Source organism: Paenibacillus sp. FSL K6-1096 (assembly GCF_037977055.1).
Classification (GTDB): domain Bacteria; phylum Bacillota; class Bacilli; order Paenibacillales; family Paenibacillaceae; genus Paenibacillus_AQ.
Genome location: NZ_CP150274.1, coordinates 5,824,075 through 5,845,510, shown reverse-complemented (window position 1 = coordinate 5,845,510; position 21,436 = coordinate 5,824,075). Strand labels below are relative to the sequence as shown.

The following is a 21,436-nucleotide window of genomic DNA, read 5'->3' as shown; positions in this document are numbered from 1 at the left end:
ACAATTGCTGCTGAAAGCGCAGAACAGGTGCCGCCCGTTCCCGGACAGCACCTGTTCTGGATGATCTATTCTACTTACACGTAATAGCTCAGCAGCTTGGCATCCACGCCATGCCTTGCCAGTAACCCGTCCAGCAGCTTGGACCAGTCCGGGTCCACGGTGCATAATTCGGGCCGGGCCTCGAACCAGGCCACCGACCGCTTCACCCCTTCAGCGAAGGGGACCGTAGCCTGATAGTCAGGAACAAGCCGCTTAATCTTGCTGTTGTCGAACACACTGCTGACCGCCTGGTCCCCGATCAGCCCGTCCGCTGTCCCGGGCGGTGTATGCGCGGCGATGAAATCGGTGGACATATGCACCACCTTCGGCTCCCGGCCTGCGGCCTCCCCGATTGCTGCATAGATCTGGTTCCAGTTCAGCACCTCATCCGAGGTGATGTGTACCGCCTCCCCAATCACCTCCGGGTGGCCCAGCAGCCCGACGAAGCCCTTGGCGAAGTCGGTATTATGTGTCAGCGTCCACAGGGAAGTGCCATCACCATGAATAACGAGCGGCTGGCCCTTGCGGATACGCTCAATCAGAGACCATGGATGGCTCCAGCTGGTCAGCGCTGCCGGAATCGCCGTATCCCCGTAGGTATGGGAAGGGCGGACAATCGTCACCGGGAAGCCGCTGGTCTTATAGGCTTCCAGAAGCAGCTGCTCCGAGGCAATTTTGTCCCGGGAATATTGCCAGTACGGGTTCACCAGCGGCGTCTCTTCTGTAATCAGATAATGGCGCTGCGGCTTCTGGTAAGCAGACGCCGAGCTGATATAGATATACTGCCGGGTCTTTCCGGCGAACAGCTCAATATCGGTCTGCACATGCTCCGGTGTGAAGGCAATCCAGTCCACCACCACATCGAAGTCATAGCCCTTAAGTGCCTCTGCCGCCTGCTCCTTGTCACGGATGTTCCCCTGAATCACCTGCGCGCCTTCCGGCACCAGACTGCTGCGTTCTCCCCGGTTGAACAGATACAGTTCTATTCCCCGTTCCACTGCCAGCCGCGATACCGCCTGGCTGATAAGCCCCGTTCCTCCGATAAATAGAACCTTCATCTGCTTCCTCCCTCTCCATATGCGAATGATTCAAATCATAGATTAAGCGATAATATCCTCAATTCGTGCCAGTACATCCTCACTAAGCTCCAGGCCGGAGGCCTGCACATTCTGCTCCACCTGCTCGGGACTGCTGGCCCCGACCAGGGCACTGGCCACATTCGGCTGGCGCAGAATCCAAGCCAGCGCCAGATTGCCGACAGAGATATCCAGCTCCGCAGCCAGCTTGCCCAGCTCCTGGACCTTGGTAATCTTCTCCTCTGTAATCCCTTTGCGCATCCAGTCGATTCTTGCCGCCCGGCTATCCTCAGGAATGTCGCTGACGGAGCTGTATTTGCCGGTCAGCAGGCCTTGGGCCAGCGGAGAGAATACAACCTGACCGATTCCCTTGCGCACGCCCAGGGGAATAATCTCCTTCTCGATGTAGCGTTCAAACATATTGTATACCGGCTGATTAACCACGATATGATCCAGCAGGTAACGGTCAGCAACGGCAAGCGCTTCGGTCATCTGTGCCGCCGTCCACTCGCTTACCCCTACATAGAGCACCTTGCCCTGGCGGACCAGATCATCCAGCGCCCGCAAAGTCTCTTCAAGCGGAGTCTCAGGATCGTACCGGTGGCAATAGAGCAGATCCACATATTCTGCACCAAGCCGCTTCAGGCTGGCATGACATTGTTCCGTGATATGCTTGCGGGACAGTCCCCGGTCATTAGGACCATCGCCCATCACACCGAATACCTTGGTCGCCAGGACATAGGATTCACGCGGATAGTGGCTTAAGGTTGCCCCCAGCACCTGCTCCGCCGCCCCTTTTTCATACACATTAGCCGTATCAAAAAAATTAACGCCCAGCGAGTAAGCGGTTTCAATCGCCTTAACCGCATGGTCCTGCTCCACATAACCCCCATACGTCAGCCAGCTTCCCAAGCTGATCTCGCTGACCTTCAGTCCTGTTCCACCCAATCTGCGGTACTTCATGAATCCGTTGCTCCTCTCTGAATCCGGCCCGTAACCGGTTACTTCAACCCTCTCCATTCTAGTACATTTTGTCAATAAGAGAAAGAATCAGTTGGAGGGGCAGATAATCTAAATACATATCGAATCCAGATGCCCCTCCAATACCCGGATGATCCGCTCCCGGTCCAGCCGCTTAGGCTCCAGCAGCGCGTGCAGCGCCAGTCCGTCCAGTATGGCATACAGCCGCTCGGCTTCAAGCTCCTTATCCAGGTTCTCCTTCAGCAGAGCGTTCGCGTCCAGATATTCTATCAGGCGGATGGCCAGAGGGTGGATACCATCCCCAAGCTCTGTGCCCGATGCCCCCGGAGTCTTGAGGTGGAAGGTGAAGGCGAGCCAGATCTCCATCTCCGCCATGCTGCCCTCGTCTGTAGGAAGGAGCTCCAGAAGAACCTTGGAGACCTTCTCTCTCGGGGGAAGCTCCTGCTGCATAATGTCTATGCACCTTACAGTAACCCGCTCCTTCACGAGATTCATGGCAAAATCCAGCAATTCATGCTGGGTAGAGAAATAATGGCGCAGCGCCCCCAGAGACACTCCCGCCTCGGCAGCAATATTACGCACCGTAGCCCCTTGGATTCCATGCCGCACTATGACACGCCAGGTGGCTTCGGCAATATGTGATTTTCGTTCGGAATGATCTACAATTTTTGGCATGATCCTATTCTAGCACAACCCTGCCGCGAAGCAATGTTTTTTGCAATACACTTGTATTATTTAAAATCCGCTGCTATACTTCGACTAGACTATTATTACAATCGACTATAAAAAGGGGTGCGATATGAATCTGGTTGCATGGGCAATTGTTACCTGTGAGGTGTTGTTCTGGGTGGTCATTCTTGCCGGCTTTACAGCACGCTATATCTTCAAACGGCCTACACTGGGGCTGATTCTCCTGGCGATGACTCCAGTGCTGGATATCATTCTGCTGGCCGTCTCCGGCGTAGATCTCGCCCGGGGCGCTACCGCTACACTTGCACATGCGCTGGCAGCCGTGTACATCTCGGTCTCCCTGATCTTTGGCAAAAGCATGATCGCCTGGGCAGACGAACGCTTCCGCTACTATGTTACGAAGCAAGGGGCGAAGCCGGTGAAACGGTATGGCCTGGACTATGCGAGGCATTATCTCAAAGGCTGGGTGAGGCATCTGCTCTCTTTTGCCCTCGGTGCAGGTATTCTCTATGGACTGATCGTCTGGATTGGCGATCCCGCACGTACTGAAGCGCTATCCGGCACACTGAGAATCTGGTCGATTGTTGTCGGCATTGATCTGGTCATCACCGTTACTTACTTCATCTGGCCCCGCCAGGCCAAAAGTACGGGCTAAAGGCCCGCTTATTCCCCAGCTCTAATATTCTTAACGGTCCGCGGTTCCAGCGAGTACTGCTCATACCTTCTCTCTCCGCCTTCACCTGTTGGGGCTTGGGCCAGTAATCCTACCCGGATCGTGTCTTCCACAGGCAACGTGAAGAAGCGCATCATGTCGAACCTGACTCCATCTGTAGAATAATGAAAAGCAAAGGCGTTACCCGACCGGGCCGCCTGAAGCCATACCTCATTGCCGTCAATGTTACAGCCGTTCGCGTCATCTGAGGTCTGGTTCGTGACCACGCTGACCACGGCATGAGTATTGAAATCGGTCAGCTCAAAGCAGGCCTTGGCCCAGACGCTAAGGTCCTGCATCACCATAATGGAAGAGGAATCATACGTATCCCTGAAGTCATGGCTGACCTTCACGCGCAGCACGAAATCTCCGGTCACCTCTGTATAGAAGAAGGGAGCATTCGTCAGACTCTCAGGAGTCAGCCCCTCCTCGGCAATGGCCCCGTTGTTGCAGAAAAAGTCGCTTTTCGGCGGCGCACTCATAATAACCGCGTTCTCCTCAAACCTGATGTCTCCCTCATTCATCCACTTGTAAGCCGCAAAATCAGTCTTCGTCATGTTAGAATCCTCCTAATTTTTGGATCATACCTATGAATTGTAAACGTATTCCCCATACTATAGCAAATTGGCAAACTACCCCAGAACCATATTTTAACAGAGTCCCAAAAAAGCAGGTTGACTTAAACCATAGTTTAAGTCGTATGCTATATCAGTCGACACCATACACTTTGGAGGTCTCCAGATGAAGTATTATTCCATTGGCGAAGCTGCGGCCCGGTTAGGGGTTCCGGAATCCACCATACGTTATTATGAGAAGCAGGGGCTGCTGCCCCGGATGGAGCGCGATGAGGCAGGCAGGCGGATTTTCACGGAGGATTATCTCGCTTTCCTTAAGATCATCCTCTATCTGAAAAACACACAAATGCCCATCAGCCGGATCAGACAATATGTGGACTGGATGGCAGAAGGGGACAGCACCATTGCGCTGCGGCTGGCCATGTTTCAAGAACATAAGCAGGCGGTATTAGACCAGATTGCACTCATGACCGAATCCTTGCAGGGGATAGACAAGAAAATAGAGCGGTATACGAATTATTTGAAAACTAATCGAAAAGAGGTTTTATCATGAAGCTCTCAGCAAACACCATTCTGATTACAGGCGGAGGCTCCGGCATTGGACTGGCGATGGCCGAACGGTTCATCCAGATGGGGAATACGGTCATCATTACCGGACGGCGTGAAGAGGTGCTGCAGGCTGCAAAGGAGAAATTCCCGGAGCTGATTACCCGAGTGTGTGATTTAAAGGCAGAGTCTGAACGTCTCGGCTTATTCGACTGGGTAACCGCAAGCTATCCCGGAGTGAATGTTCTGGTGAACAATGCCGGAATTCAGCAGCGGTTCAATGTGCAGACAGCGGATGTGAAGCATCACTGGGCTGATTACAATCAGGAAATCACCACGAATCTTGAAGCTCCGCTTCATCTGGCGATGCTGTTTGCTCCATACTTCGCAAGCCAGGAAGCCGCATCCATCCTTAATGTGACCTCAGGTCTGGCCTTTACTCCGTTTGCCATTGCCCCCATTTATTCTGCCACGAAGGCGGCCCTACACTCCTTCACCATGAGTCTGAGGCTCCAGCTCTCCGCGACCTCTGTTGAAGTGATCGAGGTTGCGCCCCCGGCAGTGAATACGGACCTCGGCGGAACAGGACTGCATGTGCATGGCGAGCCGTTAGATGCGTTCACGGATGGAATCTTCCAGGGACTCACTGAGGGCCTCCAGGAGATCGGATACGGCAGCTCGGTGGAACGGCTGCGCATGTCGCGCGACCGGATTGATGAATACGCGGCCCAGATGTATGAAGCAACGAAGAGCTATATTGAATAAAATGTGGGTGTAGACACACCAAACAGACCGGCTTAGGCTAGCCGGTCTGTTTGTCTGCGTACGGATATATGGAGAGGCTCTGCTTACATCAGCTTCTTAATCTTCTCTATCGGTAACTCCACCGCTTTGGACACCTCTTCCGGAGTGAATCCGTGAAGCAGTAGCTTGCGGATAATCTCCGCCTGGCCTTTTTCTACTCCTTGCTCAATTCCCCGTTCTATGCCTTGTTCTATGCCTTTCTCAATTCCCTGTTCTATGCCTTCAGCTATACCTTCTTCGTATCCCCAACGCTTCCAGGCCGGCATCAATTCCATAATCGCTTCACCCTCCTCCGGATATTGTATCATTAACTCTTTTATAATCTCTTCATCCTGGGCCCGGTCCGGCTGGAAATATAAATCTGCCACTGACATCACAAGCGCCAGCCGTCCTTGATCGAGCCGTGTCTTCAGCTTCATGAACATACGCAGGAACTCCCGGCGCACATCTCTCGCTTCTCTTGTAGTATAACCCATCTTGGCCAGTAACGCAGCAGCTACCGCATTATCCGAATCAATAAAGCGGCGCCAGTTCTGATTGCGCAGTTCGACCTTGAGAAACTGAAAGCGCAGGATCTGGTGCTCAGGAATCACCATCTCCAAGGTGTCCTGCTCTTCCCTGATCTCATCTGAAGTGAAGATCGCAATGGGAATAATCAGCTTATGCTCTTTGCGGTAGCGCTCAAACAGACGGCTGAAGTAAATAAACATCCGTTCATGAAACCGTGAATCCCTATACGACTGCGGCTCCAGATGAATCAGAATATAACCGTCCAATCCTTTGTAGCGGATTTCCAGCAGCAGATCCAGCTCCCGCGCTTCCTCGCCAACAATATCGACCAGCAGCTCCTGCATCAGAAACCGGGTCTCACTGTAGTCCAGCATCGAATCAAGCTCAGGGAAAAACAACTCAATAAATTCCTGAAAGAACGTCTCCAGCAGCTTCTTAAAAGCCTCATCATGCGGTAAGGGTATTTTAGTCGCCTCCTGTTATATCCTGCTTGTTTCTTGTGATTATATTCCATTTTAATGGATTATTATATAACAAAAGGCACACATGTTCGCATTATCTTAATCTATTTATCCTACTCCTGACCCGTTTCAACAAGTTTATCCATGAGCCGGATGATCATCACTACGGCTTCAGCGCGGGAAGCGGATTCCTTCGGTTTGAAGGCGCCATTGCCTGTCCCTGAGATAATCCCCGCATTAGCGAAGGCATTAATTGGCTCTTCCGCCCAGCTTGCCGGGAGGTCAGAGAATCGTGCTGGTGTGCCGGGAACATAGCTCGTAAGACGCGCCAGCATAGTCACAGCTTCCGCACGGGTGATCTCCTGCTTGGGGTGGAAGGAACCATCGGCATAGCCCTGAATCACTCCATGTTGTTGAAGCGCTGCAAGTGCCATCGAAGCCCAATGCCCCTGCGTATCGGAGAATCCGGTCCCCTGTGAGCCGGTCAGGCCGAAAGCTTTTGTGAGCATTACGGCAAACTCCGCACGTGTTACTTTGGCTTCAGGATGGAATGAACCATCCGCGTAGCCCGTTATCATCCCCATCCGGGCTGCACGCTCAATGAACGATGCACTCCACAGAACTGCGGGTACATCCTTAAATGAAACCATAGCAGCCGTCCGGCCTGTTGCAACGATAGATTTTAGCGCATCTAAGTCCAATCCGTCTTTCAGCACAGGTCTGGTTAAGGTTGGCTTCACAGGAGCGGCAGTTATAGCCGGTGACGGTGTCGGCGTTGCTGTTGGTGACAGTGTTGGTTTTGGCGTTGCTGCCGGTGTTACTGCCGGCTTTGGTGCTGGCGTTGTTTCCGGTGTTCCTACCGCTTGTGGCGTTGACGTCGGCGTTACCACCGGTACCGTTCCGCCCTCAACGACGATGAGAATCGCAACGGTTAAGCCGCCGAAGGAAGCCGTGACCGTTACCCCGTCCCCCGCTGCAACCCCCGTAATGATCCCCTTTTCCGACACCGAGGCGACCGCAGGATCTGAAGATGTCCAATGGACCTGATCCGTAACCACTGTATTTACTCCATTGTCATATACCGCCGAAATCACGGAAGCTGCTTGCTTGTTCACCTGTAAGGTGTGTGTGCCAGGCTCGGCAATCAGCTTCAGCAGCTTAGGGGGTGTACCTTCTGCCTGAACCGTTACTGTTAGCTTCACCGGCGGCAGGTTGCCGTAATTCGCCTGGATCGTCGCCTCGCCCACTTCAACGGCATGAATGATGCCCTCGGCATCTACTGTAGCTACCTGCTCATTAGAAGATGTCCATACCGCTTGATTCGTAACATCGGCAGTGGAGTTATCACTATAGGTTGCTGTAAGCACCGTCGCGTGCTTATCGCCGGCATTCAGCTTCAATTCGGCCGGAGCTACAGCCACGGAAGTGAGCGTCCGCTCATCCTTTTTCACAATCGTATAGTTGTCAATGAATTCTGCACTCTCTGTAGTGCGGGCTTGGATGATAATCTGATCATGGCTCACCTGAATGGCTGAATAGACCGGAACATCCTCGTCAAACATGAAATCAAGATACTCATATTTGCTTCCATCGTAGAACTTCCAGCCGGACGCCCCGCCGTCCAGATAGACCGTTCCTTGCTCTCCGCTTGGCAGCGGCTTGCCTTTGCTCATAGGATAAGTCCGCGCATATACATGGTCATGGCCTTCCAGCACCAGATCAACCTTCAATTCTTCGAGAATAGGGGCAAAATAAGTCTGTGTGTATTCAATCAGATTACCGCGTCCGTCTTCGGTATGATAGGCAGGTTTGTGGAACATGACAATCTTCCATTTTTTATTACTGCTTATTAGATCCTCCCGCAGCCACTCCGCTTGTTTGCCCATCGTTACTTCGTCCGCTTCAGAATTCAGCACCACGAAATGCACTTCTCCCGAATCGAACGAATAAGCATACTCCTTCTGGATCTCAGGCCCATTAAGAGGAAGCCCCAAGCCTTTGGCGAAAATGTACTTTCCTCCCCCTTTGACATCATGATTGCCCATGGCATACGCTGAAGGAACAGAGGAGGCGTAGACCGACGAAGCTTCCCGGAACTGGTTCCATTCATTCAAAACCGCTCCGTCATCGACCATATCACCGCCATGCATAATGAACTGGGTATCGGGATAATTGGTGAACGCATTCTTGATCAATTGCTGATAGGTCTCCAGCCCATTGTCCCCTTTGGTATGTGAATCGGTTACAAATACAAAAGAAACAGGCTTGTCCGGCGCAGCCTCCACCGTCTTATAACTGTACCAATCGCTCCAATGGCCTTCGTAGCCGACTCTGTAATGATACCCTGTACCCGGCTCAAGCCCCGTCACCAATGCGTTGTGGAACTTAATTTCGCCCATAGGTCCGCCTGCAGCCTCAGGGATGACCTCCACGTCAGAGAACGCACGCTGTACGGCTGCTTTTGCAGGAGCATTCGTCAGGTCACTGTCCACCCAATCACTATCCTTCATATACTGGATGTAAGCTTCTTGAACACTCGGCGCGCTCTGCCACCCGACACTCATCATTGTCTTCATATCCTCGGTAACAAAGGTCTGCACATATTGCGGATCTTCCCCGCCAAACGGAGCTACAACATTCATACGGATACTCTCGCTGGTACCACCATCCTTGACCGCCTGCACGCTCCAAGTGCCAATGGCAAGGTTAGTCAGGGACGTACGAATCTCTCCCTTGGCATCCGTTAAGCCCATTCCTGTGGTAAGATCATCCTGCTCCACATCCACGGATGAGATGTACCCCGCCTTGCTGCCATCCGGCAAATACACCTTGGTGAATTCGGAGGCACTGCCTGCTGTGGCGAACATCTGCGCGTTTTTCTCAACAGTAAGCAGTATTGCAGACGATGAATCGGCTTTGGCATATACTTTGGCCCCGTCGGCGGTTACACGCACATAAGTCTGAGGACCGCTGGTATCGGTAAAATCAATCCCGGCTCCCTCCACCGGCGCTCCTGCGCGGGAGGTAACCGTGATGATACTCTGAGTGAGCAAGCCTGATCCCTTGATGCTGATCTTGTAAGGAAACCCTATCTTAAACGTAAGAGGGGAGGCTAAGGAACGAACTGGCGTCCCGCTTCCATACCCGAAGCTGCCATCCACCATCTCTATATATTTGGCCGTCTCGCCGCGCTCCATTTTCGCAGACCGGTTCACCTCAAAATCAATACTTGCCAGAGCCTCCGCCTGATCCCCTTGCAGTCCCTCTGCACTGACTTCAACATAGCCGCCTGTATTATCGAGAGTCGTCTTCACCTGGCTCAAGCCGGAGCGGGCAGTAACTACATTTGCCTGTAGTGTCGCTGGATCGAACTTGATTCTGGCCTGGAAGCTCTTGACTTCGCCCACGTCCGTCGCCTTCAGCTTCAGCCGGTAGGTGTCATTACTGACAGCCTCCTCCGGGGCTTCCAAGCTAAATCTGGCCCCATGCTCAATCTGAAAAGCATATTCTGACGCTGCCGGATTACCAGCCCTATCCTTCACTTCTGCCAGCACTTGATGATACCCTCCAGCCAGCGGAAGCTCCGGGTGATAAATAATCTGCTTGAGATTCAGATCATAGGCATAAGCTGACGGTGCCGCAGCCTGACCATCCACCGTTAACCGGATCGAATCCGGATCAATGCCCGACTTGGCATCCTCCGCAGACAGAATAATGTCAGTGACAGGAGCGCTCAACATTTGATTAGGAGCTGGTGCCGCTGGACTTAACACAGGCACATCCATATCCTCATTAATCGGCTCATCATAGATCAGCCTGACGTCATCAATCCAAATCGAGCCTTTATTCTTTTTGCTCATTTGTCTTTCTTTCATTTGGAAGTAGAAGGCCAGCGTACCCGGCATAGTCAGGTCAGACCCAATATCAGCCTCAACATACTTCCAGCCGCTCCAGTCGATCCCGGTCTCTTCACTCCTGATTTCATACGTTTTCGATTTGCCCGTGGAAGACACGTAGAATTTGGAGGTCAGACCATGCCCTTCCTGATTGGCGTATACCCACATCCCGATTCTCTTGGGGGTTCTATCCGAGAGCGGCAGCTGAGTGGCCGGACCAACGGCAACCTGAGACGGGTTATCGGTTATGCCAATGAAGTCATAATCAATCCGCAGGGACTTCGCTCCGCTATGTACGTATTTCGGATTGGTCTCCAGCGCCAGACTGCCGCTGTGAATGCGGGCACTGTCGAAGGTCAGGTCCGTTAAGCTCACCTGTTCAAAATCCTCTACCTTCACAACACCGCTTGGCTCCGCCGCAGCCCCAAAAGCAGCCGGTAACGGAGCCAGGGCAGGTGTAAAGACGGGAAGCAGAATCGCCATAGCCAAAATCCCGCTCCATACTTTTTTTACAAATGGATGATTATTCACGAACTTTCACGCTCCTTGTTGTCGGTTCTAGTAGACAGCATAACGGCGTAATATGTTCGTAGAATCATCACAATGTAAGCATATTAAATTTTATTGTATTAGACAGCAATCCCCTTCAAATAAGGAGAAAAGACCAAAAGCAAAAAGAAAAGCGTATGGTTCGCGGAGGACGAGCATGTAAGAGAAGGTGTCAGCAAAGAGAAGCTGGCTAATCTGAAGCCCGCTATCCTGTCATTTCCTCTGATTTTATAGTTATTATTGGTCATTTCAGAAAAATGACTGAAACCGTTCCAAAAGTGTTCATAGTAGATGTAAGAATTTATACCGCCTGCATGCCGGCACATTGTATTCGGTTTTTCGCATACCTTCAGAAAATCAAAAAAGCCCGCCAACCCATTAAGGTTGAGGGGCTTTTGAATCGTATCTGCACGATTTAGAACACCCGCTTCTTATCCTTCTCCTCGATCAAGATCTGCACCGACTCCTTGAAGCGGATGGCATGAATGATCTCCCGCTCGCGGAGGAACTTCAAGCTGTCCTGCAGATCCACATCATCCGTCATGTCGATGAGCCACTGGTATGTAGCCCGGGCCTTCTCTTCGGCCGCAATGTCCTCATACAGATCCGCGATCGGATCGCCCTTGGCCTGGATGTAGGATGCGGTCCATGGTACGCCGGCTGAGTTCTGATAGTACAGGGCATGATCCCGCTGCGCATAGTTCGGCCCTAACCCTGCGGCTTCCAGCTCCTCTACCGAGGCGTCCTTGGTCAGCTTATAGATCATCGTGGCAATCATCTCGAGATGTGCGAATTCCTCAGTGGAGATATCCGTAAGAACACCGATTACCTTGTCCGGTATGGCATACCGCTGGTTCATATAGCGCAGCGCAGCCGCCAGTTCCCCGTCCGCCCCCCCGTATTGCTCCATAAGATAACGGGCCATGCGCACGTCACATTTGCCGACACGCACGGGGTATTGCAGCTTTTTCTCATAGATCCACATTCGTGAACTTCCCCCTCCTCAGGCTTGATTCTTCCCGGCTTCCTGCCAACCTAGACCTGCCACGGCCAAGGACTCTCGCTCCATTGCCATGGACATTTGGAATACGCACGGCCGAAGTTCTGCAGAGGTCCGTACAGCTCCTGGAACTGGTTCGCCAGCTTAGTGCGCTCATAGGTCAACTGATTGAACTGCTCAATTGACTTCAGATCCTCAGGATGGGTGTCCAGGAACAGGTTCAGCTCAACCAGTGCAAAATCAAGCACCTGCAGCTGCTCAAGCATCTCATAGTAGCGGGGTTCGCAAGGATTAGCGTCCATAGCCTACTTCCCTCCTTTGAACTTGGATTCATAAGGGCTGTACAGCGACGGCCACAATGTTCCGTGCTTCAGCGCTTCCGGCAGGGAGAATTGCGGCAGATTCGGCGGCTGAAACGTAACGAATTGGTTCGGCGGCACAACATACGTCTTGAACGGCACCGGCGGACAAGGATCAAACGGTCCCCTGTATGGTGTCCATACGCGCTCCTGGGAGTTCAATGATCATTCCTCCTCAATCAAATTGACGGCATTCCCTCGTAACTAACTTATGACGGGCCAAGGGGGGAAAAGAACAGCTATAATAAAAAACAGGGCCCCGGGGAGCCCTGTTGCCGGCTCCCGGATTACCCTGCCTGTATTAGATCATACATATATCGGGGGTATATCTTCCTCTATTCCTTGTCTTCTTCCCCGTCCTGTTCTTCCTCTTCCGGCGTTTCCGGAGTGGCCTTATGAATATTGATCCGCGTAATCCGCAGCCGGGTGGATTCCTCGACCTCGAAGGTAACATCGCCAACGACTACCTGCTTGCCCTTGGTCGGATTGCCCTCCAGCTCCTTGAACAGCCAGCCGCCGATGGAGTCGACCTCATCGTCCTCGATCACGACGCCGGTCAGATCGTTGACATCCTCAATCAGCATCCGGCCTTCCACGGAGATATAGTCCCCGTTGCGCTCAACGCTGGGACGCTCATCCTCGAATTCGTCATGCAGATCGCCGACGATCTCTTCCAGAATCTCCTCCGCTGTGAGCAGCCCTGCAGTCCCGCCGTATTCATCGACGACAAGAGTAAGCTGTGCCTTGTTCTTCTGCATCAGCCGCAGCGCATGGCTAATCTCCATGGATTCGGGTACATTCAGAATCGGCCGGACCAGAGAGGCCAGATCATTCTGCTGCTCCAGCGGCGCAAACAACAGGTCGGTGATATGGATGAAGCCGATAATCCGGTCCTTGTCCTCGAAGGCCACCGGATAACGGGAGTGCTTCGTTTCGGTAATAATCCGCATGTTCTCTTCCAGCGGGAGATTGCTGTACAGTACATCCATATCCGTCCGCGGAAGCATCACTTCACGGGCCAGCAGGTCGGAGAACTCGAAGATATTGTCCATCAGCTTCATTTCATCCTGGTCAATGACCCCGCTCTTCGCACTCTGGTTCATCAGAATGCGGATCTCCTCTTCGGAATGGGCCGCCTCGGCTTCGCTGGCCGGTTCGACACCGAACAGCCGGAGCAGAGCGTTGGCCGAAGCATTCAGCACCCAGATGAAGGGCAGGAACAGATTGTAGAAGAACATCAGCGGAGCCGACAGCAGCAGGGCCGAGCCTTCAGTCTTCTGGATGGCCAGCGATTTCGGGGCCAGCTCCCCGAGCACAATATGTAAGAAGGTAATAATCGAGAAGCCGATCACCACAGACACTGTAGAGATCAAGGTATGGTCTGTGACGCCAAACTTATACATCAGCGGCTCCACCAGCAGCTCGGATATCGCGGGTTCCCCGATCCAGCCAAGTCCAAGGGAGGCCAGGGTAATCCCGAATTGCGTAGCCGACAGATAGGCATCCAGCTTCTTGTTGACCTTCAGCGCATAGCCGGCCATTTTGTTGCCTTCGCTGACCAGCTGGGTCAGACGGGAATGCCTGACCTTAACCAGCGAGAACTCCGCCGCTACGAAGATTCCATTCAATAATACGAGCACCAGAACGAGCAACAGATTAAGCACTAAGCTTCCTATCTCGAATTCCGTATGCACCACTATAATAACGCCTCTTTTCTACAGAGTGATCGCCTTTCTGGATTTGAAATCAACCTCAGGGTAGTACATATCAGCCACCAGCAGATTAGGCCCGCAGCAGCCGGCTGCATCACAGTGGCAGTTCACCTTCTGATTCAGAGGATGCTTCGTCTGCCACTCGGCAAAAATATCATCCAGCCGGGCGCTGCCAATATTGCCGAATGCTGAAATATCCGCGAAGTCCGTCACGAACACATCGCCCGTAAACAGATTCACATTCACCCGGTTTCTTCCGTCCGGGTCATTGCGCAGCGTCACATTCTTCTCGCTGCGCAGTCTGCGCAGCAGCTTCTGATCCTCCTCCAGGAAGCTGCAGGCGAAGAACGGCAGGGTGCCGAACAGCATCCACATCTGCGGGTCGCGGTGATCCAGCAGAGAATGAATAGCAGCGGCCATCTCCGGCAGCGACAGCACCGGCAGCTTCGAGGCGAAGCTGGAGGCGTACATCGGGTGAACCTCATGCCGCCTTGCGCCCATGTCACCGATCAGCTTGTGAATCTGCGGGAGCTTGGTATGCGTGCGGTAGTTGATCATCGATTCGGCGGAGATCAGCATCCCGTCACTGCTGAGCCGGCGGGAATTCTCCAGCATCGTGTCATACAGCCGGTAAGCCGCTTCCTTCGAGACCGGATGTCCGCTGTTCGCGAAGCCCACCTCATGGAAGTCATCTCCGTTCACATAATTGAAGGAGATATGCATGACATCCAGGTAAGGGAGCAACTTCTCGTAACGTGAATACGGCATCGTCAGATTGGAATTGATCTGGGAGCGGATGCCCCGCTCCCGTGCATATTTCAGCAGCGGCACGATGGTGTTCTCCACCGTTCCCGCACGGAACATAGGCTCACCGCCGGTGATGCTGATCGTCTGCAGATGCTCTACCTCCTCCAGACGGTTCAGCATAGCAGTCAGCGGCAGCAGTTCTCCCTCTTTCATGGTCAGGCTGTCGCCTACAGCACAATGCTCGCAGCGCATATTGCACAGATTCGTAACCGTCATCTCCACACTGGTCAGCACATGCCGTCCGTACTGGCGGAGTGAGGTGATCGGGTCCCAGGGATCATACTCCGGCGACAGCTCCTTTAAGGGAATTATTGCTGATGATGGCTCTAGTATGCTCATTTCTTAATGCTCCTTCTAATGCTTATTCCTTATTATTAACCCAAAGTAATTCAAAAAGAACGATAACTTATGCTATATCATACCACGACTGCCGGAAAACTGCTGAGACACGCCCGGCTCAAGCGTCCAATTTATCCACACGGTGCAAAAAAACAGCCAGGCGGAGAATACAGCCTCCGCAGCAGCCTCTGCAGATGCTCCTTCTCTCTCCTCGCTGCCCCTCACTTTCCTGTACTCTTCACAGCCGCCTCATCCCCGTCGCTTACCCCGGCAATCACCACAGACAGAGCTTTCCTGAGATCCAGCTCGTAAGGGGTAAGCTCCTCCCCTTCCGGCCCGTTCAGCACTCTGACCACAGGCCTGTGCGGCATAGCAGGGTCAATCCTTACCACAACGCCGCTCTCGCCGGTACTCAGCTTGACCGTAAGCCCCAGCGGATAGATGGCCACACGGTCTCTGAACAGCTCCAGCTGCTTCTGCTCATATAGAGTCCCGGAGCCGACATACAGCGCCTCAACCGCCTGATGGGGCAGCATCGCTTTTTTGTAGATCCGGTTGGAGGTCATGGCGTCATAGGAGTCCGCTACCCCGAGCCATTTCGCATATTCATGGATCTGCTGGCCGGTCAGTCCGCGCGGATACCCCGAGCCGTCTATGCGTTCGTGATGCTGCAGCGCGCAGTGGGCCGCCAGCAGCGGAATATTCGGCTCATCCTTAAGAATCTTGTAGCCGATCTCGGTATGGGCCTGCATGATGCGGAACTCCTCATCACTGAGCATACCGGGCTTCTGGACAATTTTGACGGGAATCTGTGTCTTGCCGATGTCATGCAGGAGCGCGCCCAGGCCGATCGTCCGGAGCTCTTCCCTGCTGTACCCGTGGGCAATACCCAGCACCAGCGTATACAGGCATACATTCAGGGAATGGACGTACAGGTAGTTGTCTGCCGTATGCATATCAAGCAGCATGATCATCGGGTCCTCCTGCGAGGACATATCTTCGAGAATCGAATCCATGATTTTGGAGAATTTCTTGTCCAGATGGTAGAAGCCTTTGGTTATCCCGGAAGCGCCAGACATTTGCTGGAACTGGCCCCGGATCACCTTGAGCGCCTGATTGCGCGTCTCGTCCTGCAGCATACCGGGAATAACGATATCCTCCGTGGCCGCGTCCTCAATATAGATGTAGCCGATATCGATCTTGGCGAGCCGCCGGATCAAGGCATCAGTCAGCTCTACCCCGTCAGCGAGGAGAACCAGCCCTTCATCATTATATATTTTTTTACCCAGCTTCATTCCCGCCTGAAGCCGATTCACGGATACTAGACGCACCTTGATTCACTCCTGCCTTTAACGGTAAAATTGCTATTCTGTTTCGGAATCCTCGGGTCCAGGCACTATGCTATACCGTTACCTTGAGCGACCGGGCAAGCGTGTGATGTCAGGAGCGGTTCCTTCCCCGGAACTTCGGAGGCTTAACGCATAATAAACAGCCAGAAGACGGCTGCAAGAATGAAGCGGTAGATGGCGAAGTGTGTAGGTCTGATCTTCTGGATCATCCGCATGAACAGAACGACAACCACATAGGCCACAATGAAGGAAATAATGAAGCCGACGACAAAATATCCGATCGTCTCCGTCGTGAAATTGCGGTAGGAATCAAGCAGCTCATAGCCTGAGGCCGCACACATAATCGGAATGGCGATGAGGAAGGAGAAGTCCGCCGAAGCCTTGTAGCTGACACCGCTCAGCATCCCCCCGGAGATGGTCGAACCGGAGCGGGAGAATCCGGGCCAGAGAACAGAGATAATCTGATAGAGTCCGATCGCCAGCGCCTGCCCGTAGGACAGGTCATCCAGCTCATGCGCGGTGATGCGGATCTTGCGCTTGTTCACCCATTCCGCAACAATCATCAGAATCCCCCCGGCCACCAGCGCCCAGAGCACGGTGGATGCCCCGAACAGGCTTTTGATGAAATCACGGGCGAAAAAAGCTACAGCAAGCGCAGGCACGATACCCAGCAGCACATGAATCAGATTCAGGCGCGATGCCGGCATAACGCCGCTGCTTCTGCGGCTGCGTCCGATGCCAAGCAGATTCAGCACCCGCTGGCGGTACACCAGGGCAATCGCCAGAATCGCCCCAAGCTGGATCACAATCTCATAGGTCTTCATGATCGAATCCTGCTCACTGAAGCCCAGCAGCTTGGTCGTCAGAATCATGTGTCCCGTTGACGACACCGGGATGAATTCGGTTATTCCTTCTACGATGGCAAGAATGATTGCCGTAATCATATCCATAATACTTCCTCCTGATCTGGTCAATGAAACATGGATAACAACAACGATTACTGTTATTTAACTGAATATTACAGGATGATCAGGGGGATCGTCTCTCCCAGCGGAGCGCTTCACACTCATCCAGGCTGCCCGGGCGCTGAAGCTCCATCCGCAGCAGGTCGCGCAGGAAATGAGGCAGCAGATACACAGGGTCCCGGCCGTCCGCCAGGCTCTCATAGCCGGTACGGAAGGTGAACATATCCAGCGTACCCACACTGTAAACCTTAGAATCCTCCAGCTGCTCGCCGCCCGCAAAAATGGCAATACCGTTATCATACGGCATCACCCTGGGATCGTACAAGATGTTTAATCCGTCCACGGCCAGTGTGCCCAGCATCTCTCCCCGGAAGCCGTAGCCGTAGATGATCTTGTTGCGGTATTCAGCCAGCAGGCTCTGCTCCAGCGCGATGCGGATATCCTTACCGGTGAGCTGGACGATACACGGATTGATCGGCGAAGGACATAAGGCGTGCAGCATGCCTGCCGTGATCTTGCCCTCCGGCAGCGGCCCCAGCAGCTGGCCCGAATTGACCAGCGAGATCGGAGTTCCGGTGAACCGCCGGACGGCCTGGGCCAGCAGGTTGGCAAACGGGGACTCCCCCTGCAGGTCCAGCGGCAGCATCCGGTCACTAATAGCGACGGTCTCCTCCAGCGCCTCCCGGCCCCGCGTCAGATGAATCGCTGCGGCCCGGCTAATCGTCTCCTCCTGCAGCAAAGGGTCAACTTCCGTGCATCCCCCTTCAGCCAGGCGGAAGGCGGCTCCCGGATGCTCCCGCTCGAATACGAGCCGTCCGGCGTAACGGCCGAACTTGCCGGCTCCGCATACCGCCGTTCCCGCAATGATCTGCGGCTGCTCCAGCATATGATGGGTGTGGCCGCCCAGAATGGCGTGCACCCCTTCCAGATGCTCCGCCAGCTTCTGATCCGCAGGAAGCCCCAGATGAGACAGAATAATCAGGAGATCCACCTGCGGGGCCAGAAGCTCGCACTGCTCGCGCAGCGCCTCCTCAGGGTCCAGTACATCCCAGCCCAGCAGGGAATAGAAGGAGGTAAACGCCGCCGTAGCGCCAGTCAGCCCGATGCGGATTCCGTCCTTCTCCAGGATGGCATGACGCTGCATCCAGTGCGGAGGCTCTCCTGTTGCCGCATCGAGGAAATTGCAGCATACAACCGGGCACTGAAGGCCGGTAAATACAGCCGACAGCATCTCCTTGGAGAAGGTCAGCCCTTCGTTGTTGCCGATCGTGACGGCATCGTATCCGGTCAGATTCATGATATCGATATTGGCCTGGCCCATCGTGCCTTCAGTCTCTACTGCTGCGCGGTCCATATGGTCGCCGATATCCAGCAGCAGCACCGGCTCATCTCCCGCCGCAGCCTTCATCGCGAATATCTCGGCGGCGGCGGGGCTCATCATTTCAAAGTGACTATGTATATCATTGGTATGGATAATGGTTAACCGCTCTGGCCCAGACTTCATTAGCTCGCTTCCCTCCCACTTGTACAGCCGTTTATAGTGTAAGCGGCAGGCTTGTGCTGTTCTAGAGTTAGCATAACATTTTCAGAACCAATATGGTATATTGGAATCATTATAGCTTGTCCACCGATAAGTCCTGAAGGGGGAAATAATCATGCAAATATCTGTCCGTCTGTTCGCCGGTCTGGCCGAAGTCATGGGGGCCTCTGCCCTCACCTTCGACGCACCTGAATCCCCTTTGACAGCACGCCGGCTGAAGGAGCTTCTGTCCGCTGCGTATCCTGATGCGGCGGGTCAGATCAGCGTATCTATGGTTGCTGTGGATAAGGAATACGCCTCAGAGGGTACAGAGATCGGCGAAGACGCCGAGGTCGCCCTCATTCCGCCCGTTTCCGGGGGATAACCGCATTTTGCCTTAACCGCCTCATCCGCCGGAAGCCTTCGCAGTTGCACATTAATTGGGACCCGTGCTGCAAGGCATAATCAGTACTCTTACACCATTGAATATTACCGGGTTTGTTGCTATGCTGTAAAAAAATGCTATAGTAAGGTGGCCTATTCATTGAGAGTACACGTCATGGATCTTAAACCGGGCGATCATCTGCGGATGGATGCCTTCAGCTCGCGCGGGCTGCATGTACTCCCTAAGGGATCATTGCTGCAATTAGAGGAGATATCCAAGCTGATTCAGCATGGTGTAGATTATGTCGATATCGAGACCGCCCAGGAGCAGCCCGCCCCTTCAAGCCGTTCCTCCATCATGCAGGCTGCGGCCGGCACCTTCGATACCATGATTGACGGCTTCGAGTCCCTGTATATGGAAGCGCTCAGCAAGGGCAGCTTCAGCCAGTCCGTGGTGGACGATATTCTCCAGCCCACATTATCCACACTCGACAAGCATAAGGATGTCGTGTCCCTCCTTCTGCTGCTCGACCGTGAAGATAATTATACCTACAATCATTCCCTGCAGGTTGGAATGCTCTCGTATTACCTTGCTTCATGGCTCGGATACTCTAAGAGTGAGTGTTACGAGATTGGCCGTGCAGGCTACCTGATCGACATCGGCAAATGCCGGATTTCTCCGGACATCCTGAACAAGCCCGGCAAATTGACGGCCGCCGAATTCGAAGAGATCAAATTACATACGGTTTACGGATACGAAATCATTCAGAATTCCATGAAAGACCCTTATACCGCTCTGGTCGCCCTGCAGCATCATGAACGCGAAGACGGCTCCGGCTATCCCCGCCAGCTGACCAAGAATGATATCCACCCCTACGCCCAGATTGCCGCCGTCGCCGACACCTACAGTGCGATGACCACGCACCGGGTATATCAGTCCAAGCAGGAGCTGATTTCCGTCCTGCGCGAGCTTAACTCCTTAAGCTTCGGCAAGCTGAACGGCAAGCCGGTCCAGGCCTTCATTCATCATCTGATGCCCAACTTCATCGGCAAGCGGGTCCTGCTGAGCACCGGAGACATGGGGGTCATCATTATGAACAATCCGCTGGATGTCTTCCGTCCGCTCGTGCAGAGCGAGGGCAAGTTCCTGGACCTGTCACGCGAACGCCAGATTACCGTTGTCGAGATTTATATGGAATAACCTTCCGACGCAAACGGGCTGTCCCGCTTGAGCCATCAAGATGGCTTATGCTGGGACAGCCCTTATTGTTTCGCGCAGTACACAACGTTATCCATGCCTCAGCCCTGCTTCAGCAGCACGGCCTCCTCCCGGGACGAAGCGGGCTCCGCCATGGCCGGAATGATTCTGCCTCTGCCGCGCGGAATACACAGCGGCGTCCCGAACAGCGGGTCGCGGATAACCTCGCAGTCCAGCCGGAATACCTCTTTCACTGTCTCTGCCGTAATGATGCTCTCCGGGGCTCCCTCGGCATAGATATTCCCGCCCTGGACGGCCACCATATGATGGGCATAGCGGCAGGCCAGATTGAGGTCATGCAGAACCATAACAATCGTCCGCCCTTCCCGGTCGTTCAGCTCATACAGCATATCGAGGATCTCCACCTGATGGGACAGATCCAGATAGGTCGTCGGCTCATCCAGCAGCAGCAGATCCGTCCCCTGGGCCAGGGACATCGCAATCCAGACCCGCTGCCGCTGGCCGCCGGAGAGCGAATCCACGGTTCTCTCCGCCAGATCCTCCACCTTCGCGGACTCCAGCGCGGCCCGGACCATCGCTTCATCCGCCTCTGACCATGCCTTCAGCCAGCTCTGATGCGGATAACGACCCTGGCGGACCAGCTGCCGCACGGTCAGCCCCTCCGGCGCAGACGGCCCCTGCGGGAGAATCGACATCGCCTTGGCCACCTCGCGCGTGGGCATCCGGGCAATCTGCCCCCCGTCCAGCAGCACCTCACCGCCCCCCGGCTTCAGCAGCCGGGCCAGGGTGCGCAGCAGTGTAGACTTGCCGCAGCCGTTGCCGCCGATCAGCACCGTGATTTTCCCTTCAGGAATGGCCAGATTCAGATTATGAATTATGGTCTTGGAACCGTAGGATACGGTTAACTCACGCGCTTCCAGACTCGCCAACATTCTTCCCCCTTC

At 53.9% G+C, this 21,436-nt stretch carries 20 protein-coding genes; 5 read left to right on the top strand and 15 right to left on the bottom strand.

From position 1 onward, the window contains the following. Positions 1-74 precede the first annotated feature (74 nt). The 3 genes from MHI24_RS25740 to MHI24_RS25730 all read right to left on the bottom strand — a co-directional run bounded on the left by MHI24_RS25740 (position 75) and on the right by MHI24_RS25730 (position 2,771). Positions 75-1,097: an SDR family oxidoreductase gene (locus tag MHI24_RS25740; protein WP_340022401.1), complete on the bottom strand. Its 1,023-nt coding sequence runs from the start codon at positions 1,095-1,097 to the stop codon at positions 75-77. A gap of 42 nt (positions 1,098-1,139) precedes the next feature. Further along, positions 1,140-2,078: an aldo/keto reductase family protein gene (locus MHI24_RS25735; protein WP_340022400.1), complete on the bottom strand. Its 939-nt coding sequence runs from the start codon at positions 2,076-2,078 to the stop codon at positions 1,140-1,142. Between the two features lie 108 nt (positions 2,079-2,186). Continuing rightward, a complete protein-coding gene (locus MHI24_RS25730) occupies positions 2,187-2,771 on the bottom strand; it encodes a TetR/AcrR family transcriptional regulator (RefSeq protein ID WP_340022399.1) in 585 nt (194 codons plus the stop codon). 124 nt (positions 2,772-2,895) lie between these two features. Here MHI24_RS25730 and MHI24_RS25725 point away from each other — a divergent pair, with 124 nt between their 5' ends. Continuing rightward, positions 2,896-3,441, top strand: coding sequence for a hypothetical protein (locus MHI24_RS25725; RefSeq protein ID WP_340022398.1), 546 nt, complete (start codon positions 2,896-2,898; stop codon positions 3,439-3,441). An 8-nt stretch (positions 3,442-3,449) separates the two neighbouring features. Here MHI24_RS25725 and MHI24_RS25720 read toward each other — a convergent pair whose 3' ends face one another. Further along, complete coding sequence (locus MHI24_RS25720) at positions 3,450-4,055, bottom strand: DUF1349 domain-containing protein (RefSeq protein ID WP_340022397.1); 606 nt, start codon at positions 4,053-4,055, stop codon at positions 3,450-3,452. A gap of 184 nt (positions 4,056-4,239) precedes the next feature. Between MHI24_RS25720 and MHI24_RS25715 the strand changes: the two genes are divergently transcribed. Both MHI24_RS25715 and MHI24_RS25710 read left to right on the top strand, forming a co-directional pair. Continuing rightward, a complete protein-coding gene (locus MHI24_RS25715; RefSeq protein ID WP_340022396.1) occupies positions 4,240-4,626 on the top strand; it encodes a MerR family transcriptional regulator in 387 nt (128 codons plus the stop codon). Then, a complete protein-coding gene (locus tag MHI24_RS25710) occupies positions 4,623-5,384 on the top strand; it encodes an SDR family NAD(P)-dependent oxidoreductase (protein WP_340022395.1) in 762 nt (253 codons plus the stop codon). The genes MHI24_RS25715 and MHI24_RS25710 overlap by 4 nt, the downstream gene beginning before the upstream one ends. Positions 5,385-5,467: 83 nt before the next feature. Here the strand turns inward: MHI24_RS25710 and MHI24_RS25705 are convergent, their stop codons facing one another. The 10 genes from MHI24_RS25705 to MHI24_RS25660 all read right to left on the bottom strand — a co-directional run bounded on the left by MHI24_RS25705 (position 5,468) and on the right by MHI24_RS25660 (position 18,874). Then, positions 5,468-6,331 carry a transposase gene (locus tag MHI24_RS25705; protein WP_340022394.1) on the bottom strand — a complete coding sequence of 288 codons (864 nt, stop codon included), beginning with the start codon at positions 6,329-6,331 and terminating at the stop codon, positions 5,468-5,470. 176 nt (positions 6,332-6,507) lie between these two features. Beyond that, complete coding sequence (locus MHI24_RS25700) at positions 6,508-10,821, bottom strand: S-layer homology domain-containing protein (RefSeq protein ID WP_340022393.1); 4,314 nt, start codon at positions 10,819-10,821, stop codon at positions 6,508-6,510. 433 nt (positions 10,822-11,254) lie between these two features. After that, positions 11,255-11,824 (bottom strand): manganese catalase family protein, encoded by a 570-nt coding sequence (locus tag MHI24_RS25695; protein ID WP_340022392.1) that lies wholly within the window; start codon positions 11,822-11,824, stop codon positions 11,255-11,257. A gap of 50 nt (positions 11,825-11,874) precedes the next feature. After that, positions 11,875-12,141, bottom strand: a complete 267-nt coding sequence (locus MHI24_RS25690) for a spore coat protein CotJB (RefSeq protein ID WP_340022391.1) — start codon at positions 12,139-12,141, stop codon at positions 11,875-11,877. 3 nt (positions 12,142-12,144) lie between these two features. Then, a complete protein-coding gene (locus tag MHI24_RS25685; RefSeq protein ID WP_340022390.1) occupies positions 12,145-12,360 on the bottom strand; it encodes a spore coat associated protein CotJA in 216 nt (71 codons plus the stop codon). 173 nt (positions 12,361-12,533) lie between these two features. Further along, positions 12,534-13,898 (bottom strand): hemolysin family protein, encoded by a 1,365-nt coding sequence (locus MHI24_RS25680; RefSeq protein ID WP_340026791.1) that lies wholly within the window; start codon positions 13,896-13,898, stop codon positions 12,534-12,536. A 15-nt stretch (positions 13,899-13,913) separates the two neighbouring features. Continuing rightward, a complete protein-coding gene (gene yfkAB, locus MHI24_RS25675) occupies positions 13,914-15,056 on the bottom strand; it encodes a radical SAM/CxCxxxxC motif protein YfkAB (protein WP_340022389.1) in 1,143 nt (380 codons plus the stop codon). 221 nt (positions 15,057-15,277) lie between these two features. Continuing rightward, complete coding sequence (locus MHI24_RS25670) at positions 15,278-16,387, bottom strand: HD-GYP domain-containing protein (RefSeq protein ID WP_340022388.1); 1,110 nt, start codon at positions 16,385-16,387, stop codon at positions 15,278-15,280. A gap of 143 nt (positions 16,388-16,530) precedes the next feature. Continuing rightward, entirely contained in the window at positions 16,531-17,355 is an 825-nt protein-coding gene (locus tag MHI24_RS25665; protein ID WP_340022387.1) for an undecaprenyl-diphosphate phosphatase, read from the bottom strand. A 79-nt stretch (positions 17,356-17,434) separates the two neighbouring features. Next, a complete protein-coding gene (locus MHI24_RS25660; protein WP_340022386.1) occupies positions 17,435-18,874 on the bottom strand; it encodes a bifunctional UDP-sugar hydrolase/5'-nucleotidase in 1,440 nt (479 codons plus the stop codon). 151 nt (positions 18,875-19,025) lie between these two features. Here MHI24_RS25660 and MHI24_RS25655 point away from each other — a divergent pair, with 151 nt between their 5' ends. Together MHI24_RS25655 and MHI24_RS25650 are read left to right on the top strand one after the other, a co-directional pair. Then, positions 19,026-19,274 carry a MoaD/ThiS family protein gene (locus MHI24_RS25655; protein WP_340022385.1) on the top strand — a complete coding sequence of 83 codons (249 nt, stop codon included), beginning with the start codon at positions 19,026-19,028 and terminating at the stop codon, positions 19,272-19,274. A 159-nt stretch (positions 19,275-19,433) separates the two neighbouring features. Then, a complete protein-coding gene (locus MHI24_RS25650) occupies positions 19,434-20,474 on the top strand; it encodes an HD-GYP domain-containing protein (RefSeq protein ID WP_340022384.1) in 1,041 nt (346 codons plus the stop codon). Positions 20,475-20,572: 98 nt separating this feature from the next. On the opposite strand, the gene MHI24_RS25645 is transcribed toward MHI24_RS25650, so the two are convergent. Continuing rightward, a complete protein-coding gene (locus MHI24_RS25645) occupies positions 20,573-21,421 on the bottom strand; it encodes an ABC transporter ATP-binding protein (protein ID WP_340026790.1) in 849 nt (282 codons plus the stop codon). Positions 21,422-21,436: the final 15 nt, after the last annotated feature.

What these genes read in the sequence shown, in the direction of transcription:
- MHI24_RS25740 (WP_340022401.1), bottom strand. Translation starts at nt 1,097, where the DNA reads ATGAAGGTTCTATTTATCGGAGGAACGGGGCTTATCAGCCAGGCGGTA.
- MHI24_RS25660 (WP_340022386.1), bottom strand. Translation starts at nt 18,874, where the DNA reads ATGAAGTCTGGGCCAGAGCGGTTAACCATTATCCATACCAATGATATA.
- MHI24_RS25720 (WP_340022397.1), bottom strand. Translation starts at nt 4,055, where the DNA reads ATGACGAAGACTGATTTTGCGGCTTACAAGTGGATGAATGAGGGAGAC.
- yfkAB (WP_340022389.1), bottom strand. Translation starts at nt 15,056, where the DNA reads ATGAGCATACTAGAGCCATCATCAGCAATAATTCCCTTAAAGGAGCTG.
- MHI24_RS25725 (WP_340022398.1), top strand. Translation starts at nt 2,896, where the DNA reads ATGAATCTGGTTGCATGGGCAATTGTTACCTGTGAGGTGTTGTTCTGG.
- MHI24_RS25710 (WP_340022395.1), top strand. Translation starts at nt 4,623, where the DNA reads ATGAAGCTCTCAGCAAACACCATTCTGATTACAGGCGGAGGCTCCGGC.
- MHI24_RS25655 (WP_340022385.1), top strand. Translation starts at nt 19,026, where the DNA reads ATGCAAATATCTGTCCGTCTGTTCGCCGGTCTGGCCGAAGTCATGGGG.
- MHI24_RS25690 (WP_340022391.1), bottom strand. Translation starts at nt 12,141, where the DNA reads ATGGACGCTAATCCTTGCGAACCCCGCTACTATGAGATGCTTGAGCAG.
- MHI24_RS25665 (WP_340022387.1), bottom strand. Translation starts at nt 17,355, where the DNA reads ATGGATATGATTACGGCAATCATTCTTGCCATCGTAGAAGGAATAACC.
- MHI24_RS25730 (WP_340022399.1), bottom strand. Translation starts at nt 2,771, where the DNA reads ATGCCAAAAATTGTAGATCATTCCGAACGAAAATCACATATTGCCGAA.
- MHI24_RS25695 (WP_340022392.1), bottom strand. Translation starts at nt 11,824, where the DNA reads ATGTGGATCTATGAGAAAAAGCTGCAATACCCCGTGCGTGTCGGCAAA.
- MHI24_RS25735 (WP_340022400.1), bottom strand. Translation starts at nt 2,078, where the DNA reads ATGAAGTACCGCAGATTGGGTGGAACAGGACTGAAGGTCAGCGAGATC.
- MHI24_RS25715 (WP_340022396.1), top strand. Translation starts at nt 4,240, where the DNA reads ATGAAGTATTATTCCATTGGCGAAGCTGCGGCCCGGTTAGGGGTTCCG.